Source organism: Kitasatospora sp. NPDC127067 (assembly GCF_042724755.1).
Classification (GTDB): domain Bacteria; phylum Actinomycetota; class Actinomycetes; order Streptomycetales; family Streptomycetaceae; genus Kitasatospora; species Kitasatospora lactacystinica.
This window is the reverse complement of the sequence record NZ_JBHXEM010000090.1, coordinates 21,658-37,386: the sequence shown is the minus strand read 5'-3', so window position 1 is coordinate 37,386 and position 15,729 is coordinate 21,658. Positions and strand designations below refer to the sequence as shown.

10 protein-coding genes and 1 pseudogene are annotated in these 15,729 nt (G+C 74.4%); 8 read left to right on the top strand and 3 right to left on the bottom strand.

Annotated features, from left to right (window positions below):
* Positions 1-71 precede the first annotated feature (71 nt).
* The 5 genes and pseudogenes from ACFWJ4_RS29125 (at position 72) to ACFWJ4_RS29105 (ending at position 7,771) form a co-directional block, all read left to right on the top strand.
* Positions 72-1,904, top strand: coding sequence for a GMC oxidoreductase (locus tag ACFWJ4_RS29125; RefSeq protein WP_380548916.1), 1,833 nt, complete (start codon positions 72-74; stop codon positions 1,902-1,904).
* Positions 1,905-2,024: 120 nt separating this feature from the next.
* Positions 2,025-3,893 (top strand): hypothetical protein, encoded by a 1,869-nt coding sequence (locus ACFWJ4_RS29120; RefSeq protein ID WP_380548913.1) that lies wholly within the window; start codon positions 2,025-2,027, stop codon positions 3,891-3,893.
* A 1,019-nt stretch (positions 3,894-4,912) separates the two neighbouring features.
* Entirely contained in the window at positions 4,913-6,508 is a 1,596-nt protein-coding gene (guaA, locus tag ACFWJ4_RS29115) for a glutamine-hydrolyzing GMP synthase (protein WP_380548910.1), read from the top strand.
* Between the two features lie 213 nt (positions 6,509-6,721).
* A pseudogene (locus tag ACFWJ4_RS29110) lies at positions 6,722-7,255 on the top strand (DoxX family membrane protein); the annotation flags it as partial.
* Positions 7,256-7,297: 42 nt separating this feature from the next.
* A complete protein-coding gene (locus ACFWJ4_RS29105; RefSeq protein WP_380548919.1) occupies positions 7,298-7,771 on the top strand; it encodes a ubiquinol-cytochrome c reductase iron-sulfur subunit in 474 nt (157 codons plus the stop codon).
* Between the two features lie 55 nt (positions 7,772-7,826).
* Here ACFWJ4_RS29105 and ACFWJ4_RS29100 read toward each other — a convergent pair whose 3' ends face one another.
* Positions 7,827-8,036 carry a hypothetical protein gene (locus tag ACFWJ4_RS29100; RefSeq protein WP_359911252.1) on the bottom strand — a complete coding sequence of 70 codons (210 nt, stop codon included), beginning with the start codon at positions 8,034-8,036 and terminating at the stop codon, positions 7,827-7,829.
* Positions 8,033-9,550, bottom strand: coding sequence for a PspC domain-containing protein (locus ACFWJ4_RS29095; protein ID WP_380548907.1), 1,518 nt, complete (start codon positions 9,548-9,550; stop codon positions 8,033-8,035). Before ACFWJ4_RS29095 ends, ACFWJ4_RS29100 begins: the two co-directional genes overlap by 4 nt.
* A 263-nt stretch (positions 9,551-9,813) precedes the next feature.
* On the opposite strand from ACFWJ4_RS29095, the gene ACFWJ4_RS29090 reads away from it, so the two are divergent.
* The 3 genes from ACFWJ4_RS29090 (at position 9,814) to pcrA (ending at position 14,627) form a co-directional block, all read left to right on the top strand.
* Entirely contained in the window at positions 9,814-11,148 is a 1,335-nt protein-coding gene (locus ACFWJ4_RS29090; protein WP_380355709.1) for a PspC domain-containing protein, read from the top strand.
* Positions 11,141-11,869, top strand: coding sequence for a LuxR C-terminal-related transcriptional regulator (locus ACFWJ4_RS29085; protein ID WP_380548904.1), 729 nt, complete (start codon positions 11,141-11,143; stop codon positions 11,867-11,869). The genes ACFWJ4_RS29090 and ACFWJ4_RS29085 overlap by 8 nt, the downstream gene beginning before the upstream one ends.
* 145 nt (positions 11,870-12,014) lie before the next feature.
* On the top strand, positions 12,015-14,627 hold the full coding sequence (gene pcrA / locus ACFWJ4_RS29080; protein WP_380548901.1) for a DNA helicase PcrA: 2,613 nt from the start codon (positions 12,015-12,017) through the stop codon (positions 14,625-14,627).
* A 6-nt stretch (positions 14,628-14,633) separates the two neighbouring features.
* Here the strand turns inward: pcrA and ACFWJ4_RS29075 are convergent, their stop codons facing one another.
* A complete protein-coding gene (locus ACFWJ4_RS29075) occupies positions 14,634-15,434 on the bottom strand; it encodes a M23 family metallopeptidase (protein WP_380548898.1) in 801 nt (266 codons plus the stop codon).
* Positions 15,435-15,729: the final 295 nt, after the last annotated feature.

Sequence of the window (15,729 nt, the reverse complement as noted above, 5' to 3'; positions counted from 1 at the left end):
GGCCCCGCAGTGCGCGCGGGCCCGGCCCGCCGCCCCACAGACAGGTTCACCCGGCGAAGGAGCGGTGGCAGATGGTGCAGTCCGGCGGTGCGGCGGAGTTCGACTACGACGTGGTGGTGGTCGGGTCCGGCTTCGGCGGTTCGGTCGCGGCGCTGCGGCTGACCGAGAAGGGCTACCGGGTCGCCGTCCTGGAGGCCGGGCGGCGCTTCGACCGGGACGAACTGCCCAGGAACTCCTGGGACCTGCCGAACTACCTGTGGGCGCCGCGGCTCGGGCTGTACGGCATCCAGCGCATCCACCTGCTGGCCAACGTGCTGATCCTGGCCGGCGCCGGGGTCGGCGGCGGCTCGCTGAACTACGCCAACACCCTGTACGTGCCGCCGAAGGCCTTCTTCGAGGACCGGCAGTGGCGCCACATCACCGACTGGCAGCAGGAGTTGGCGCCGTTCTACGACCAGGCGCAGCGGATGCTCGGGGTCCGGCTCAACCCGACCCTCACCCCGTCCGACGTCCACCTCAAGGCGGCCGCCGAGCGGATGGGCGTCGGCGACACCTTCCACATGGCGCCGGTCGGGGTCTTCTTCGGCGACGGCGAGGACGCCGGGGGCACCTCCCGGACGGGGTCCGGGGGAGGCACGGCCGAGGCGGCCCCGGGGGGCGAGGTGGCCGACCCGTACTTCGGCGGCGCCGGCCCGGCCCGCAAGGCCTGCGTGGAGTGCGGCGAGTGCATGACCGGCTGCCGGCACGGCGCCAAGAACATGCTCACCGAGAACTACCTGTACCTGGCCGAGAAGGGTGGTGCGGAGATCCACCCGCTCACCACGGTGGCCCGGATCCGGGAGATCGGCGGGGCCGACGGGGACCGGGGCTTCGCCGTGGACGTGCGCCGCACCGACGCGCGCTCGAAGACCGACCGGGTGAAGGCGGGCGCGCGGACCATCACCGCGGGCCGGGTGGTCGTCGCGGCCGGCACCTACGGCACCCAGTCGCTGCTGCACCGGATGCGGGACGGCGGCCACCTGCCCCGGATCTCGGAGCGGCTGGGCGAGCTGACCCGGACCAACTCCGAGGCCCTGGTGGGGGCGCAGACCACCGACCGGCGCTACGGCGCCAAGGCGGACTTCACCAAGGGCGTGGCGATCACCTCCTCGATCCACCCGGACGCCAACACCCACATCGAGCCGGTCCGCTACGGCAAGGGCTCCAACGCGATGGGCGCACTGTCCATCGCCCAGGTCAGGGGTGGCGGAACGCTCCCGCGCTGGCTGCGCTACCTGGGCAACTCGGCGCTCCACCCGGTGACCTTCGCCCGCTCGATGAACCAGCGCCGCTGGTCCGAGAAGACGATCATCGGCCTGGTGATGCAGTCGCTCGACAACTCGATCACCGTCTCGCTGCGGAAGGGCCCGCTCGGCAAGGCCCGGCTCACCTCCGCCCAGGGCCACGGCGAGCCCAACCCGACCTGGATCCCGGCGGCCGAGCGCGGCGCCCAGGCGCTGGCCGACGAGATCAACGGCTTCCCCGGCAGCACCGTCGGCGAGATCTTCGACATCCCGATGACGGCGCACTTCCTGGGCGGCTGCCCGATCGGCGACGCCCCCGGGACCGGCGTGGTGGACCCGTACCACCGGCTGTACGGCTACCCGGGGATCAGCGTGGTGGACGGTTCGGCCGTCTCCGCCAACCTGGGCGTCAACCCCTCGCTCACCATCACGGCCCAGGCCGAGCGCGCCCTGTCGATGTGGCCGAACAAGGGCGAGGCGGACCCGCGCCCGGCCCAGGGCGAGGAGTACCGGCGGGTCGCGGCGGTGGCGCCGGTGCGGCCGGCCGTGCCCGAGGGCGCTTTCGGCGCGCTGCGGCTGCCGCTGCTGCCCGTCCCGGAGGTCCCGAAGAAGCGCGGCTGAACCCGGTCCGGCGGGCCAATCCGCCTGCGCCGGTTCCCGGTTGACAGCCGTTCGGGTCCGATGGGATAAACGGGCTCCCTGGGGCGGCCAGGAACTCGTCGAGCGGGGGGAACGCGGGCCATGGCCAACTGCACATCGTGCGGGGCGACTTCGGCGGAGGGGGCGCCCGCCTGCGGGTCGTGCGGCCGGCCGTTCGCGCCCCCGGCCCCGCCGACCGCCCCGCCGGCCGCCGTCCCGCCGCCACCGCCGGGTGCGGCTGCGCCCGTTCCGCCGCCCGTTCCGCCGCCCGGGTACCGGCCGCAGCCGGAGTACGGTCCGCAGCCGGGGTACGGGCCCGCGGCCGCGGCCCCGCCCGCCCTGGGCAGCTGGGGCGCCGGGCAGTCGTACGACAGGCAGCCCGCCCTCCAGCGCCTGCTGACGGCCGCGGACTGGCGCCCGGCGGCCAGGGCGGCCGTCGCGCCGACCCTCGTCCTGCTGGCCGTGGCGCTGATCGCGGCGGTCCCCAGCGACTACCAGTACCAGTACCGGTTCGAGGCGCCCGGCTTCGGCGAGCGCTTCGGCGCGATGCTGTCGATGACCCTGAACGCGCTCGGCGCGCCGTTCCGGCTCGCCTACCAGAGCTCGGTGGGCCGGGGCCCGGACGGCTGGACCGAGACCGTCCGGGTGCTGCCGATGACCGTCACGGTCCTGTGGTGCCTGGCGCTCTGGCTCGGCCTGCGGGCCGGGCTGCGCCGGCGCAAGGCGGCCGAGGGCCAGCTGACCCGGGGCCAGGCCGCCGCCGAGGCGATGCGCACCGCGGCGGTCCTCGCGGCGGTGAGCCTGGCGCTCGGCCTGGTCGGCGGTACGGACTGGAGCCCGGACGGCCGCGGCGTGAAGTCCGACTACTTCGACTCCCGGGGGAAGCCGGAGCTGCTGGTCACCGCGGACTCCGGCTGGCTGGAGGCGGTCGCCTGGACCGTGGTGCCGGCCGCCCTGCTGGCCTTCCTGGTGTACGGCACCGACGCGCTGCGCTGGGCGGCCTGGCGCAGCCGCTCGGTGCGCGGCTGGGCGGTGGCCGCGCTGACCGCCGGCCAGGCGCTCGCGGTCTCGGTGGGGCTGTCCTCGGTGGCGGCCTTCCTGCTGGTCGCGCTGAACAGCGACGACGGGGCGTTGACCGGGGTCTCGCTGGCCTTCCTGCCCAACCTCGGCCTCGGCCTGCTCGGCTTCGGCTCGGGGGCGGGCTTCCGGACGCACACCGGTCTGTCCGGTGACGGCGGCGGCTCGTGGCGCGACCGCAGCAACGACACCGAGTTCTCCTTCTTCGACCTGCGGGACCTGGGCGCCGACTGGCGCTGGGCCGGCCTGGCCGCGCTCGTCGCGGCGGGCGTGCTCGGCTGGGCGGCGTACCGGCGGCGCCTGGACGCGACCGACCGGCTGCGCCTGGCGGCCGTGCACGCCGGGGTGCTCACCCTGCTGATGGCGCTCTCCGGGGCGCGGTTGGTGGAGACCACGTCCATGACGGGCTGGACCGAGACCGCCCGGATGGAGTTCTCCCAGGAGTACTCGGCCGGGCTGGTGTTCCTGGGCACGCTGGTGGCCAACGCGGTCTGGGCGCTGGTCGGCGCCCTGCTGGTGCCGCCGCTGCTGGTGGCCGTCCGCGACCGGGGCACGGGCGCGCCGAACGGCGCGGTGCCGTACGCCGAGTCCCCGTTCGCCCGTGTCCAGGGCGGCGCGCCGCACCCGGCGACGGTGCCGCCGCAGGTGCCGTACGCGACGCCGCCGCACGGTGTTCCGGCGCAGCAGGGCGGTCCGGTGCCGGGGTACGGCGGGCCGGCGCGGGCCGTCGTGCCGCAGGACGCGCCGTTCGACTCCGGCGGCGGGGTGAGCGAGGTGCTCGACTCGCACGAGGAGCCGCCCGCCCCGGCCGGCGGGGCGCCGGTGCCCGGCGCGGTGCCGCCGCCCCCGGCCGAGGAGCCGGTCGACCCGAGCGTCTGGCGCAAGCACCCCTGACCCGGGCGGCCGTCGGGGTGCCGGAGGCAGGGAGCACGGTGCCGGAGGCCGGGAGCACGGGGAAAGGGCAAAGGGCCCCGCGGGGGAACGGGGCCCTTTGTCGTTCAGCACTCGGCGTCAGGGCCGCGCCGGTGCTGGGGTGACGGCGCCGGGGGAGGAGCGCCGTCGTGTCGGTCGGCTTAGGGGTGCGCCGCGAGGCTCCGGCGTGGGTGGCCGGCCGTGCGGGGCGCGCACCTCCGTGCGCGGCGGGTCGGCACGCAGGTCTGCGCCGGTCCCACGCTCACGGAGCGTGAACTGACAATCGCTGCCACCGCCCTGCGGCGCGGCTGCGGAGAACGCCGTCGCGGGCCTCCTCGGTGGGCCGTGAGGCGCCGGGAGAACCGCTTACAACGAGCATCGTGCTGGACGAGGGGCTCGCTCTGCAACCGGTTCGGCACAGTTCGGCACAGAGCATTTCCCGACGGGGCCGCCGTCGATGATCACGGTGCGTAGTGGCCCGGATGGTTGTGGCGCACGGGGACGCGCGTAGCGGCACGAGGTGGACGGGGGAGTGCGCCCGGGCGCGCACCGGAACGGACCGGGGGTGCGACGGCCGGTCCCGGGCGTCCCCGGACTCCGGCCGTCCCACCTCTCGGCCCAGTCGCGGCCGGGGTCGCTGTCCCCTGCTCGCCGGCCGCGGCACCCGCGCACGGTCCCACGGAGCCGCGCGCCCGGCGGACCGGGCGGCGGCACCACGTGCGCCGGTGGACTGGGGTGGAGCTCCACGCGTGGTCCTGCTGCCGTACGGTGCCCCCGCGGGGACGGGCGGCGCGTCTGGCGGACGCGGCGCGGCCGTACGTTCGTCAGAAGCAACGAACCGCGGCCCCGCCCGGTCACGGTTCATTGGACGGGCAGACGAGTGAAACCGGACAGCCCGGTAGAATCGGTGTCCAGACACCCCACACCGTCCGCCGCAGCCGCAGTCCCGCCGGGGAGGCGGCCACGCGTGACACCTCGATACCGCTGCCGGAAGGCCGTCTGTGTCCTCTGCAATTCCCGTCCAGTCCGCGCCGGACAACGACCCCGTCCTGGTGGTCGACTTCGGCGCCCAGTACGCCCAGCTCATCGCCCGTCGGGTGCGTGAGGCGCGGGTCTACAGCGAGATCGTGCCGAGCAGCATGCCGGTCGCCGAGATGCTCGCCAAGAACCCCAAGGCGATCATCCTCTCCGGTGGCCCCTCGTCGGTCTACGAAGACGGCGCGCCGCAGATCGACCGCGCGATCTTCGAGGCCGGTGTCCCGGTCTTCGGCATGTGCTACGGCTTCCAGCTGATGGCCAAGAGCCTCGGCGGCACCGTCGACAACAACGGCGCCCGCGAGTACGGCCGCACCCCGCTGACCGTCTCCCGCACCGGCTCCACCCTGTTCGAGGGCGTCCCGGCGCAGCACTCGGTGTGGATGTCGCACGGCGACGCCTGCTCCGCCGCCCCGGAGGGCTTCGCCGTCACCGCCTCCACCGACCTGGTCCCGGTCGCGGCCTTCGAGAACGACGAGGCCCGGCTCTACGGCGTCCAGTACCACCCCGAGGTGCTGCACTCCGACCACGGCCAGCAGGTCCTGGAGCACTTCCTCTACCGCGGCGCCGGCATCGCCCCGACCTGGACCACCGGCAGCGTGGTCGACGAGCAGATCGCCCTGATCCGCGAGCAGGTCGGCGACAAGCGCGCGATCTGCGGCCTGTCCGGCGGCGTGGACTCCGCGGTCGCGGCCGCCCTGGTCAACAAGGCCATCGGCGACCGGCTGACCTGCGTCTACGTCGACCACGGCCTGATGCGCAAGGGCGAGACCGAGCAGGTCGAGAAGGACTTCGTGGCCGCCACCGGCGTCCAGCTGAAGGTCGTCGACGCCGCCGAGCGCTTCCTGAACGCGCTGAAGGGGGTCACCGACCCCGAGGAGAAGCGCAAGATCATCGGCCGGGAGTTCATCCGGGTCTTCGAGCAGGCCCAGGCCGAGATCGTCGCCGAGGCCGGCGAGCAGGGCGAGTCGGTCGACTTCCTGGTCCAGGGCACCCTGTACCCGGACGTGGTGGAGTCCGGTGGCGGCACCGGCACCGCCAACATCAAGTCCCACCACAACGTCGGCGGCCTGCCCGAGGACCTCCAGTTCCAGCTGGTGGAGCCGCTGCGCAAGCTGTTCAAGGACGAGGTCCGGATGGTCGGCCAGGAGCTGGGCCTGCCGGAGGAGATCGTCCAGCGCCAGCCGTTCCCGGGCCCGGGCCTGGGCATCCGGATCGTCGGCGAGGTCACCAAGGAGCGTCTGGACCTGCTCCGCGACGCCGACGCGATCGCCCGCGAGGAGCTGACCGCGGCCGGTCTGGACCGCGAGATCTGGCAGTGCCCGGTCGTGCTGCTCGCCGACGTCCGCAGCGTGGGCGTGCAGGGCGACGGCCGCACCTACGGCCACCCGATCGTGCTGCGCCCGGTCTCGTCCGAGGACGCCATGACCGCCGACTGGTCGCGCCTGCCGTACGACGTGCTGGCGAAGATCTCCACCCGGATCACCAACGAGGTCCGCGACGTGAACCGCGTCGTCGTCGACGTCACCAGCAAGCCGCCGGGCACCATCGAGTGGGAGTGACCACTCCCGCCGGCCGCCGGGACGCCACTTCGTCCTGAGGCCGATGCCTGAACGGTCGCGCCGTCGTTCCCGTACTGGAGGGAGCGACGGCGCGACCGTTTGCGGTGCGGGCGTCGCTCTCCGGGAGGACCTCCCACCGAAAGCGGCCGGGAGCGGGCAGAATGCGGACCGGACCTGTCAGGGACTGGCAGGCGGCGAGGGAAGGTGTGAGGGATGTCGGAGGCCAGCAACTCGGTGCCGGCCGGTGGCGGCGCGGCCGGCCGGGCCGCCGGGGCGGCGCAACTGCGGGCGCTCGCGTCCAAGTACGCGCTGCTGCCCCTGCGGCTCTTCCTCGGCGTCACCTTCGTCTACGCCGCGCTCGACAAGCTCTCCGACGCCCACTTCCTGGCCGGGGCGGGCGACCCGGCGTCCTTCGTCTCGCAGACCCGGGCCGCCAAGGCGGGCGGCAGCCCGATCTCCTTCCTGCTCGGCCCCGCCCTCGACCACCCGACCCTGTTCGCGCTCGCCGTCGCCTTCGGCGAGCTGGCGGTGGGCCTGGGCACCCTGCTCGGCCTCTGGGGCCGGGCCGCCGCGCTCGGCGGCGCGCTGCTCAACCTCAGCCTGTGGCTGACCGTCAGCTGGAGCGTCTCGCCGTACTACCTCGGCAACGACCTGGCCTACCTGATGGCCTGGACGCCGTTGCTGCTGGCCGGCACGCCGTACCTGTCGGTGGACGGCTACCTGGCCCGCCGGGCCGGACGGGACCGCGCGCGCGGGCTGGGCGAGGACCACGTCAGGCGCCGGGCCCTGGTGGACGGCGGGATCGCGGCCGTCGCGATCGGCGGGGCCGGGCTGCTCACCGGCTCGCTGACCCGGACCTTCGGCCGGGACAAGTCGGCCGCGCCCGAGCCGTCGGCGGCCCCGGTCTCCGCCGTCCCGTCCGCCGCGGCCCCGGCCTCCGGCGCCCCGGCGACGGCGCCCACGGTGCCGGCCGCGAGCGTGCCGGTCGGCGGCTCGGCCCAGGTCAAGGACCCGGCCACCGGGGACGCCGTCTACATCGTCCAGCCCAAGGCCGGCCAGTACTGCGCCTTCTCCGCGGTGTGCACCCACTCCGGCTGCGCCGTGGACGCGCCGAAGAACGGCCAGCTGTACTGCCCCTGCCACGGCTCCCGGTTCGACGCCGCGACCGGTGCGGTGGTCAACGGGCCGGCGGTCAAGCCGCTGCCCAAGTACGCCGTCAGCAAGGACGGGGACCGGCTGGCCCTGGGCCCGCAGCAGAGCTGAGGGCCCGGAGCCGGTCGGGGGCGGCGCGGGACGTCCGGGGGCCTGCCCCGGACGCTCACTCCTCGCGGTCGGGCCGTCCGCGCCGGGCCACCGCCGCGACCGCGCCGGCCAGGCCGCCGACACCGAGCACGATGAAGGTGACCGGGATGACGATCCGCCCGTTCACCGACTGGTCGTTGAGCGCCGCGACCAGGTAGAGCACCGCGAGTACGGTGAACAGCGCGCCCGCGATCAGCGAGAACAGGTCGAGCCGGTGCTTCCTCACTGCTGGACCACCTTGATGTTGCCGAGCCCGATTCCGAGTTCGAGATTGAGGGTCCCCTTGGCCGGCTGCCCGTTGGCAGGGCCGATCAGGTAGGTGTGCCGGCCGGTGCCGTCGCTCCGATCACCCGGGACGGTGACGTTGCCCAGGCCGATCCGGGTCACCAGGTTCACCGTGATGTCGTCCGGCACGGTGACCGTCATGTCGCCGGTTCCGAGGTCGACCTTGGTGGCGAGGGTGGCCCCCGCCGGGTCGAGCGCGGAGAGGTCGAGCCTGATCTGCCCGGCGCCCAGGTTGTACCGGTCGAGCAGGTCGGTCGCCGAGGCGACGGTCCAGTCGCGATCGCCGACGGCGTTGCGCATGGAGTCCGGCGAGTGGCCGACGAAGGCCAGCGCCAGGGTGAGCAGCAGGCCGGTCACCGCCAGCCGGCGGGCCCGGCCGAACTTCGCGCCGACCAGCAGCGTCAGGCCCACCACCAGCAGTGCGGTGGCCAGCACCGTCGCACCCAGCACGGTGGGGTCGTGGTGGTCGGCGGAGGCGGCCCAGACCGCGGCGCCCGCGCCGATCGCCAGCAGGAAGCCGAAGAAGCCGAGCGCCGAGCGCTCCCGGGGGCGCCGTACGGCGGCGGGCGCGGGGCGTCGCCCGGGGTGCTCCTTGCGCAGCGGGTCGCCCTGCGGCAGGTCGGCGCGCTGCCACCAGGGCCGGGCCGGGCCACCGGCCGGCGGCACCGGGGTGCCGAAGGGCGGGGTCGGAGTGCCGAACGGCGGCGTCGGGGTGCCGAACGGCGGGGTCGGGGTGGCCGAGGAGCCGCCCCCGTACGGATTGCGCTCGGGGTGGCGGGGGTCCCACAGGTAGCCGCCGGCACCGGGGGCCGGGCTGTCGGCGGGGCCCTTTCCGGCGGCCCGGGCGGACTCGTCCTGCTCCGGCCGCGGCCAGCGGTAGGCCCCGGCGCTCCCGGCGCCCGCCGCGCCGCCGGTGACCCCGGTGACCCCGGTGCCCTCGGACCCGTCGGACCCCGGGAAGTGGCGGTCGTACGGCCCGCCGCCGCGGCGGTCGCGCCCCCGGCCGCGGCCCCGGCGGCGCTCCGGGTCGTAGCGCACCGCCAGGAAGACCAGGGCGGCGAGCAGCAGCAGCGGGAACATCTGGTCCCCGTCACCCATCGAGGAGAAGAACACCCCGGTGCCGATCACGGTCAGCAGCACCGCGCCGACCGACTGGCCGTCCACCCGCCCGGTGAGCACCCGCTGGAGCTCGGTACGCCCGCCGCGGCCCTTGGACTCGTCGTCCGTCGGGACGATCAGCCAGGCCAGGCCGTACAGGAACAGCCCGAGGCCGCCGGAGAGGCAGAGCACCACCGTGACGATCCGGAAGACCACCGGGTCGATGTCCAGGTGCCGGCCGAGGCCGCCGCAGACACCGGCCACCACGCGGTGGTGCTCGGCCCGGGTCAGTGGCGGGCGGTCCGGTTCCGGCGGGGCGGCGGGCCCGGCCTCCTCGATGCGGGGGTCCTCGGTCATGGGCACCATCCTTCCGGCAGGGGCGGGCCCGGCCCAACCGGGTCGATCCCTGTCCGTACCCTGACTTGTCCCTGATACGCGATGGGGACACACCCTGATGCGCCCGTGGGCGCGCGCGTGGAACCATCGGTGCCGTGGCAGCCCCCGGTACCGATCCCCGACCCACCGCCCCCGACGCCGCGTCGTCGGCCGGCGCCGACCCGAGCGCGCCCGACGACGGGAGGCCGCCCTACCGGCGGCTCTACCGCAGCCCGCAGGGACGGATGCTCGGCGGCGTCGCGCACGGCCTGGCGGTGCACCTCGGGCTGCCGGTGCGGTGGGTGCGGATCGCCTTCGTCGTGCTGTTCTTCGCGCAGGGGATCGGCGCCCTGCTGTACGCCGCGTTCTGGTTCGTGGTGCCGATCGGCATCGGCGAGCCCTCGCAGCGCGGCGGCGCCCAGTGGGTGTACGTCAACGGGGTGTTCGTCCCGGCCTCGCCCGGGGTGCAGGGCGGCCTGCTGAGCAAGGGCGGCCAGGCCGGCGGCTGGGTGGCCCGGATGCGCCGGCTGCTCCAGCACACCCTGCAGGGCGAGCCGGTGGGCGCCCCCGCGGAGGGGGAGGAGGCGGCGCCGGCCGGCAAGGCCGGGCAGGGCGGCCTGGGCCAGCTCGCCGCCCTGGTGATGACGGTGATCGGCCTGATCGCCCTGCTCAACGTGCTCGGCCTGCAGACCGCCAAGCCGTACACCTGGCCGCTGCTGGCGATCGGCGTCGGCGTGGCGCTGGTCTGGCGGCAGGCCGACGACTCGCGCTGGCAGCGCTGGTTCGGCATCGAGGAGGGCGAGAAGCGGCGCGGCGCCTACACCCGGGTCGGCGCCGGCGTGCTGCTCGCGGTGGCCGGCACCATCGCGCTGCTCGCCATGCAGGGCAGCGGTTCCACGCTCGGCTCGGTGGTCGAGGCCTCGCTCGCGGTGCTGGCCGGCGTGCTGGTGCTGCTGGGCCCGTACGGACTGCGGCTCTGGCAGGACCTCGGGGCCGAGCGCACAGCCCGCATCCGCGCCCAGGAGCGGGCCGAGATCGCCGCGCACATCCACGACTCCGTGCTGCACACCCTGACCCTGATCCAGCGCCGGGCCGAGGACCCCAAGGAGGTGCTGCGGCTGGCCCGCTCGCAGGAGCGCGAGCTGCGGCTGTGGCTGTACCGCCCGGAGGCCGCCGCCGAGGCCGCTCCGGACACCATGGCGGAGAGCCTGCGGGCCGCCGTCGCCGAGGTCGAGGACCGGCACGGCGTCCCGGTGGAGCTGGTGATCGTCGGCGACTGCCCGATGGACGAGAGGATCGCGGCACAGATGCAGGCCGCGAGGGAGGCGACCGTCAACGCGGCCAAGTACGGTGGCGGGGGACCGGTCCAGGTCTACGCCGAGGTGGAGGGGAGGACGGTGTCGGTGTTCGTCCGCGACCACGGCCCCGGCTTCGACCCCGACACGGTGCCCGAGGACCGGATGGGCGTACGGGAGTCGATCATCGGCCGGATGAAGCGCAACGGCGGCACCGCTCGGGTGCGGCCGGCGGCGGGCGGCGGCACCGAGGTCGAGTTGGAGATGGAGAGAGCGGATGACTGAGGCAGCTCCGGAGCGTTCTGCGCGGGTCGTGCTGGTGGACGACCACCGGATGTTCCGGACGGGGGTCAGGGCCGAGATCGGCCGCACCGAGGTGACCGGCATCGACGTGGTCGGCGAGGCCGACGACGTGGACTCGGCGGTCCGCGTGGTCGCCGAGACCAGGCCGGACGTGGTGCTGCTCGACGTCCACCTGCCGGGCGGCGGCGGCGTCGAGGTGCTGCGCCGCTCGGCCGGGGTGATGGGCGAGGGGTCGGGCGGCGCGGCGCGCGGCGCCTCGGACAAGAGCGGTGGCGAGCGACGGGAGGGCGTGAAGTTCCTGGCGCTGTCGGTGTCGGACGCCGCCGACGACGTCATCGGCGTCATCCGCGGCGGCGCGCGCGGCTACGTCACCAAGACCATCACCGGCGCCGACCTGGTGAACGCGATCTTCCGGATCGCCGACGGCGACGCGGTGTTCTCGCCCCGGCTGGCCGGCTTCGTGCTGGACGCCTTCGCCGCCACCGACACCCCGCCGGTGGACGAGGACCTGGACCGGCTCACCCAGCGCGAGCGCGAGGTCCTGCGGCTGATCGCCCGCGGCTACGCCTACAAGGAGATCGCCAAGCAGCTCTTCATCTCGGTGAAGACGGTCGAGAGCCACGTCTCCGCGGTGCTGCGCAAGCTCCAGCTGAGCAACCGCCACGAGCTGACCCGCTGGGCCACCGCCCGCCGTCTGGTCTGAGGCTCTGAGGCTCTGAGGGGGCCGGGGCGCCCGGCGCCCTCGAAGGCCGGTGCGGGCCCGTCCGACCGGCCCGCACCGGCCCGCACCGGCCCGGTCGCCCGGGGCGGGCGGGCTTGTCGGCGGGTGGCCATAGACTCGATGTGCCATGAGTAGCCTCTTTGACGACCTTCCGCTCCCCGGTTTCGAGGCACCCGCCGCCGGGTCGAAGCAGCCCGCCGCTCCCCTCGACGAGGAGCCCCCGCCGTACGACGACGACGTTCCGTACGACGCGTACGAGGAGGCCATCCCGGACGGGCTGTTCCGGACCGACCACTCCGCCGAGGCGGAGCGGGACGCCTGGTACCGCAACGGCGCCGCGCGGACGGTGGTGGACCCGGCGCAGCTGCTGGAGGGGATGAACGACCCGCAGCGCGAGGCGGTGCTGCACGCGGGCTCGCCGCTGCTGATCGTGGCCGGCGCCGGCTCGGGCAAGACCCGGGTGCTGACCCACCGGATCGCCCACCTGCTGGGCGCCCGCGGGGTGCAGCCGGGGGAGATCCTGGCGATCACCTTCACCAACAAGGCGGCCGGCGAGATGCGCGAGCGCGTCGAGGCGCTGGTCGGCCCGCGCGCCCGGGCGATGTGGGTCTCCACCTTCCACAGCGCCTGCGTGCGCATCCTGCGCCGCGAGTCCAAGCAGCTGGGCTTCACCTCCAGCTTCTCGATCTACGACTCGGCGGACTCGCAGCGGCTGATGTCGCTGGTCTGCCGGGACCTCGACCTGGACCCGAAGCAGTTCCCGCCGAAGTCCTTCACGGCGAAGGTCAGCAACCTCAAGAACGAGCTGATCGACGAGGAGACCTTCGCCGACCAGGCCGCCAACCCGATGGAGAAGAAGCTCGCCGAGGCGTACGCGCTCTACCAGCGGCGGCTGCGCGAGGCCAACGCGCTGGACTTCGACGACATCATCATGACGACGGTGAACCTGCTGCAGGCCTTCCCCGACGTCGCCGAGCACTACCGGCGCCGGTTCCGGCACATCCTGGTCGACGAGTACCAGGACACCAACCACGCCCAGTACATGCTGGTCAGGGAGCTGAGCGGGGGCTCCGTCGCGGCCGCGCCCAGGCGCACCGCGGACGGCGACCTCGTGAACCCGGCGGCCGGGCGGCTCGCCGAGGTGCCGCCGGCCGAGCTGTGCGTGGTCGGTGACGCGGACCAGTCGATCTACGCCTTCCGCGGCGCGACCATCCGCAACATCCTCCAGTTCGAGGAGGACTACCCGAACGCGACCACGATCCTGCTGGAGCAGAACTACCGCTCCACCCAGACCATCCTGAGCGCCGCCAACGCCGTCATCGAGCGCAACGCCAACCGCCGCGAGAAGAAGCTGTGGACGGCCGGCGAGCACGGCGAGAAGGTCATCGGCTACGTCGCGGACGACGAGCACGGCGAGGCCCAGTTCATCGCCGACGAGATCGACCGGCTCACCGACAAGGGCGAGGCCAAGCCCGGCGACGTCGCGATCTTCTACCGGACCAACGCCCAGTCCCGCGTGTTCGAGGAGGTGTTCATCCGGGTCGGCCTGCCGTACAAGGTGGTCGGCGGGGTGCGCTTCTACGAGCGCAAGGAGGTCCGGGACGTCCTGGCGTACCTGCGGGTGCTCTCCAACCCGGAGGACACCGTGCCGCTGCGCCGGATCCTCAACGTGCCCAAGCGCGGCATCGGCGAGCGGGCCGAGGCGATGATCGACGCGCTGGCCGCGCGGGAGCGGATCTCCTTCGCCCGGGCGCTGGTCCGGGTCGACGAGGCCTACGGGATGGCCGCGCGCTCGGCCAACGCCGTCAAGAAGTTCAACACCCTGATGGCCGGGCTGCGCCAGGTCGTCGAGTCGGGCGCGGGCCCGGCGGCGGTGCTGGAGGCCGTCCTGGAGGAGACCGGCTACCTGGCCGAGCTCCAGGCGTCGACCGATCCGCAGGACGAGACCCGGGTGGAGAACCTCCAGGAGCTCGCCTCCGTCGCCCTGGAGTACGAGCAGGACCCGGGCGAGCGGCCGGACGGCGACGCCGAGGGCACGCCGCCGGTCGGCTCGCTGGCCGACTTCCTGGAGCGGGTCGCGCTGGTCGCCGACTCCGACCAGATCCCGGACGACGACGAGAACGGGCAGGGCGTCATCACGATGATGACCCTGCACACCGCCAAGGGCCTGGAGTTCCCGGTGGTCTTCCTGACCGGCATGGAGGACGGGATCTTCCCGCACATGCGGGCGCTCAACCAGGTCAAGGAGCTGGAGGAGGAGCGCCGGCTCGCGTACGTCGGGCTCACCCGGGCCCGCGAGCGGCTGTACCTGACCCGCTCGGTGCTGCGCAGCGCCTGGGGGCAGCCGGCCTACAACCCGGCCTCGCGGTTCCTGGAGGAGATCCCGGAGACGCTGGTGGAGTGGAAGCGCACCGGGGCGGCGCAGGCGCCGGTCCAGCGCGGCTTCTCCTCCGGCTCGTCCTGGGGCAGGTCCTCGTCCGGGGGCGGCGGTTCGCGGTCCTCGTCGACGGCGGCCGCGCCGAAGGCGGGCTGGGGGCAGTCGGCCCGGCGCGGAGGCCGGACGGTGGAGCGCGAGGCCGTCTCGCTCGCGGTCGGCGACCGGGTCACCCACGACAGCTTCGGGCTGGGCACGGTGATGGCCGTCACGGGCGCCGGCGACCGGGCGCAGGCCACCGTCGACTTCGGTGCCGAGGGCCGCAAGCAGCTGCTGCTGCGCTACGCGCCCGTCGAGAAGCTGTAGGGCGGCTCAGCGCGGGTCCAGCCCGTTCGCGAGGAACCAGGGCAGCGGGTCGATCGGTCCGCTGCCCTGCGGCCGGATCTCGAAGTGCAGGTGCGGGCCGGTGCTGTTGCCGCTGGTGCCGACGAAGGCGATCACGTCGCCCTGCTTCACCGGGCCCTTGCGCACCTTGTACGCCCGCAGGTGGCAGTACCAGGCCTCGGTGCCGTCGGGCATCTTGAGGATCGTCATGTAGCCGTAGAACGGGTTCCACTGGGTGCGCAGGGTGCCGTCGGTCACGGCGTAGACCTCGGAGCCGCCGTCCACCGGGAAGTCGATGCCGGTGTGCCGGTTGGCCCAGTGGGTGCCGGCCTCGCCGAACTGTTCGCCGAGACCGTGCCGGGCGACCGGCATGACCACCTTGGGCCCGACCGGCTCGGGCGTCGGCTCGGCGGTGGGCTGGGCGGTGGGGGCCTCGGTGGGCTGGGCGCCGGCCAGCGGCAGGCGGGCGTCGCCGCGCGAGGCCTGGGTCGGCGCGCCGGCCGCGACCGCCTGGGCCGCCGCCTGAGCGGCGGTGGTGTCCGGGGCGTTGTCGGCCGCGGTCCGCGGCACCTGTCCGGCGGCCTGGGCGCGCTGCTGGTCGGCCTCCCCCTGCACCGTGATCGCCGCCGCCGCGGCCACCCCGAGCGCGGCCACCGACGGCAGCGCGACCCGCAGCAGCGCCGTCCGGGTGGCCGCCCTGGCGGCGCCGCGGCGCTGGGCACGGGACTGCTCGCGGGCGGCGAGGCGCAGCTCCGCGCGGGTCGGACGGGCGGCTGCATCGGGAGCCATCGGGGGCTGCCTCCTCGGTGGGCCTCGGACGTCGTCGGGCGGGGGAAGACAGCCGTGACTGTAGCTCCCTGGCCGACGCCCCGGAAAAACCTCCGGATGTCAAGGGGGCGGCCGGGGGGTCTGTGCGGAGGTTGCGGGGAGGAGGGGTAGGCCCGCCGGTGGCAAGGCCCGGAGCTGTGACTTTGCCCTCCTCTTGGGAGGTGGCACGGTCAACCGTGCCGGGTGGCGCTAACCTCCCCTCAGGTTGGTTATTGACCGTTAACCGCGCCGGCGGCCCACGAGGCCCGGTCGGATG

Coding starts and splice junctions, on each gene's coding strand:
- ACFWJ4_RS29125 (WP_380548916.1), top strand. CDS start 72: ATGGTGCAGTCCGGCGGTGCGGCGGAGTTCGACTACGACGTGGTGGTG.
- ACFWJ4_RS29120 (WP_380548913.1), top strand. CDS start 2,025: ATGGCCAACTGCACATCGTGCGGGGCGACTTCGGCGGAGGGGGCGCCC.
- ACFWJ4_RS29095 (WP_380548907.1), bottom strand. CDS start 9,550: ATGACCGAGGACCCCCGCATCGAGGAGGCCGGGCCCGCCGCCCCGCCG.
- ACFWJ4_RS29090 (WP_380355709.1), top strand. CDS start 9,814: ATGCTCGGCGGCGTCGCGCACGGCCTGGCGGTGCACCTCGGGCTGCCG.
- ACFWJ4_RS29085 (WP_380548904.1), top strand. CDS start 11,141: ATGACTGAGGCAGCTCCGGAGCGTTCTGCGCGGGTCGTGCTGGTGGAC.
- pcrA (WP_380548901.1), top strand. CDS start 12,015: ATGAGTAGCCTCTTTGACGACCTTCCGCTCCCCGGTTTCGAGGCACCC.
- ACFWJ4_RS29075 (WP_380548898.1), bottom strand. CDS start 15,434: ATGGCTCCCGATGCAGCCGCCCGTCCGACCCGCGCGGAGCTGCGCCTC.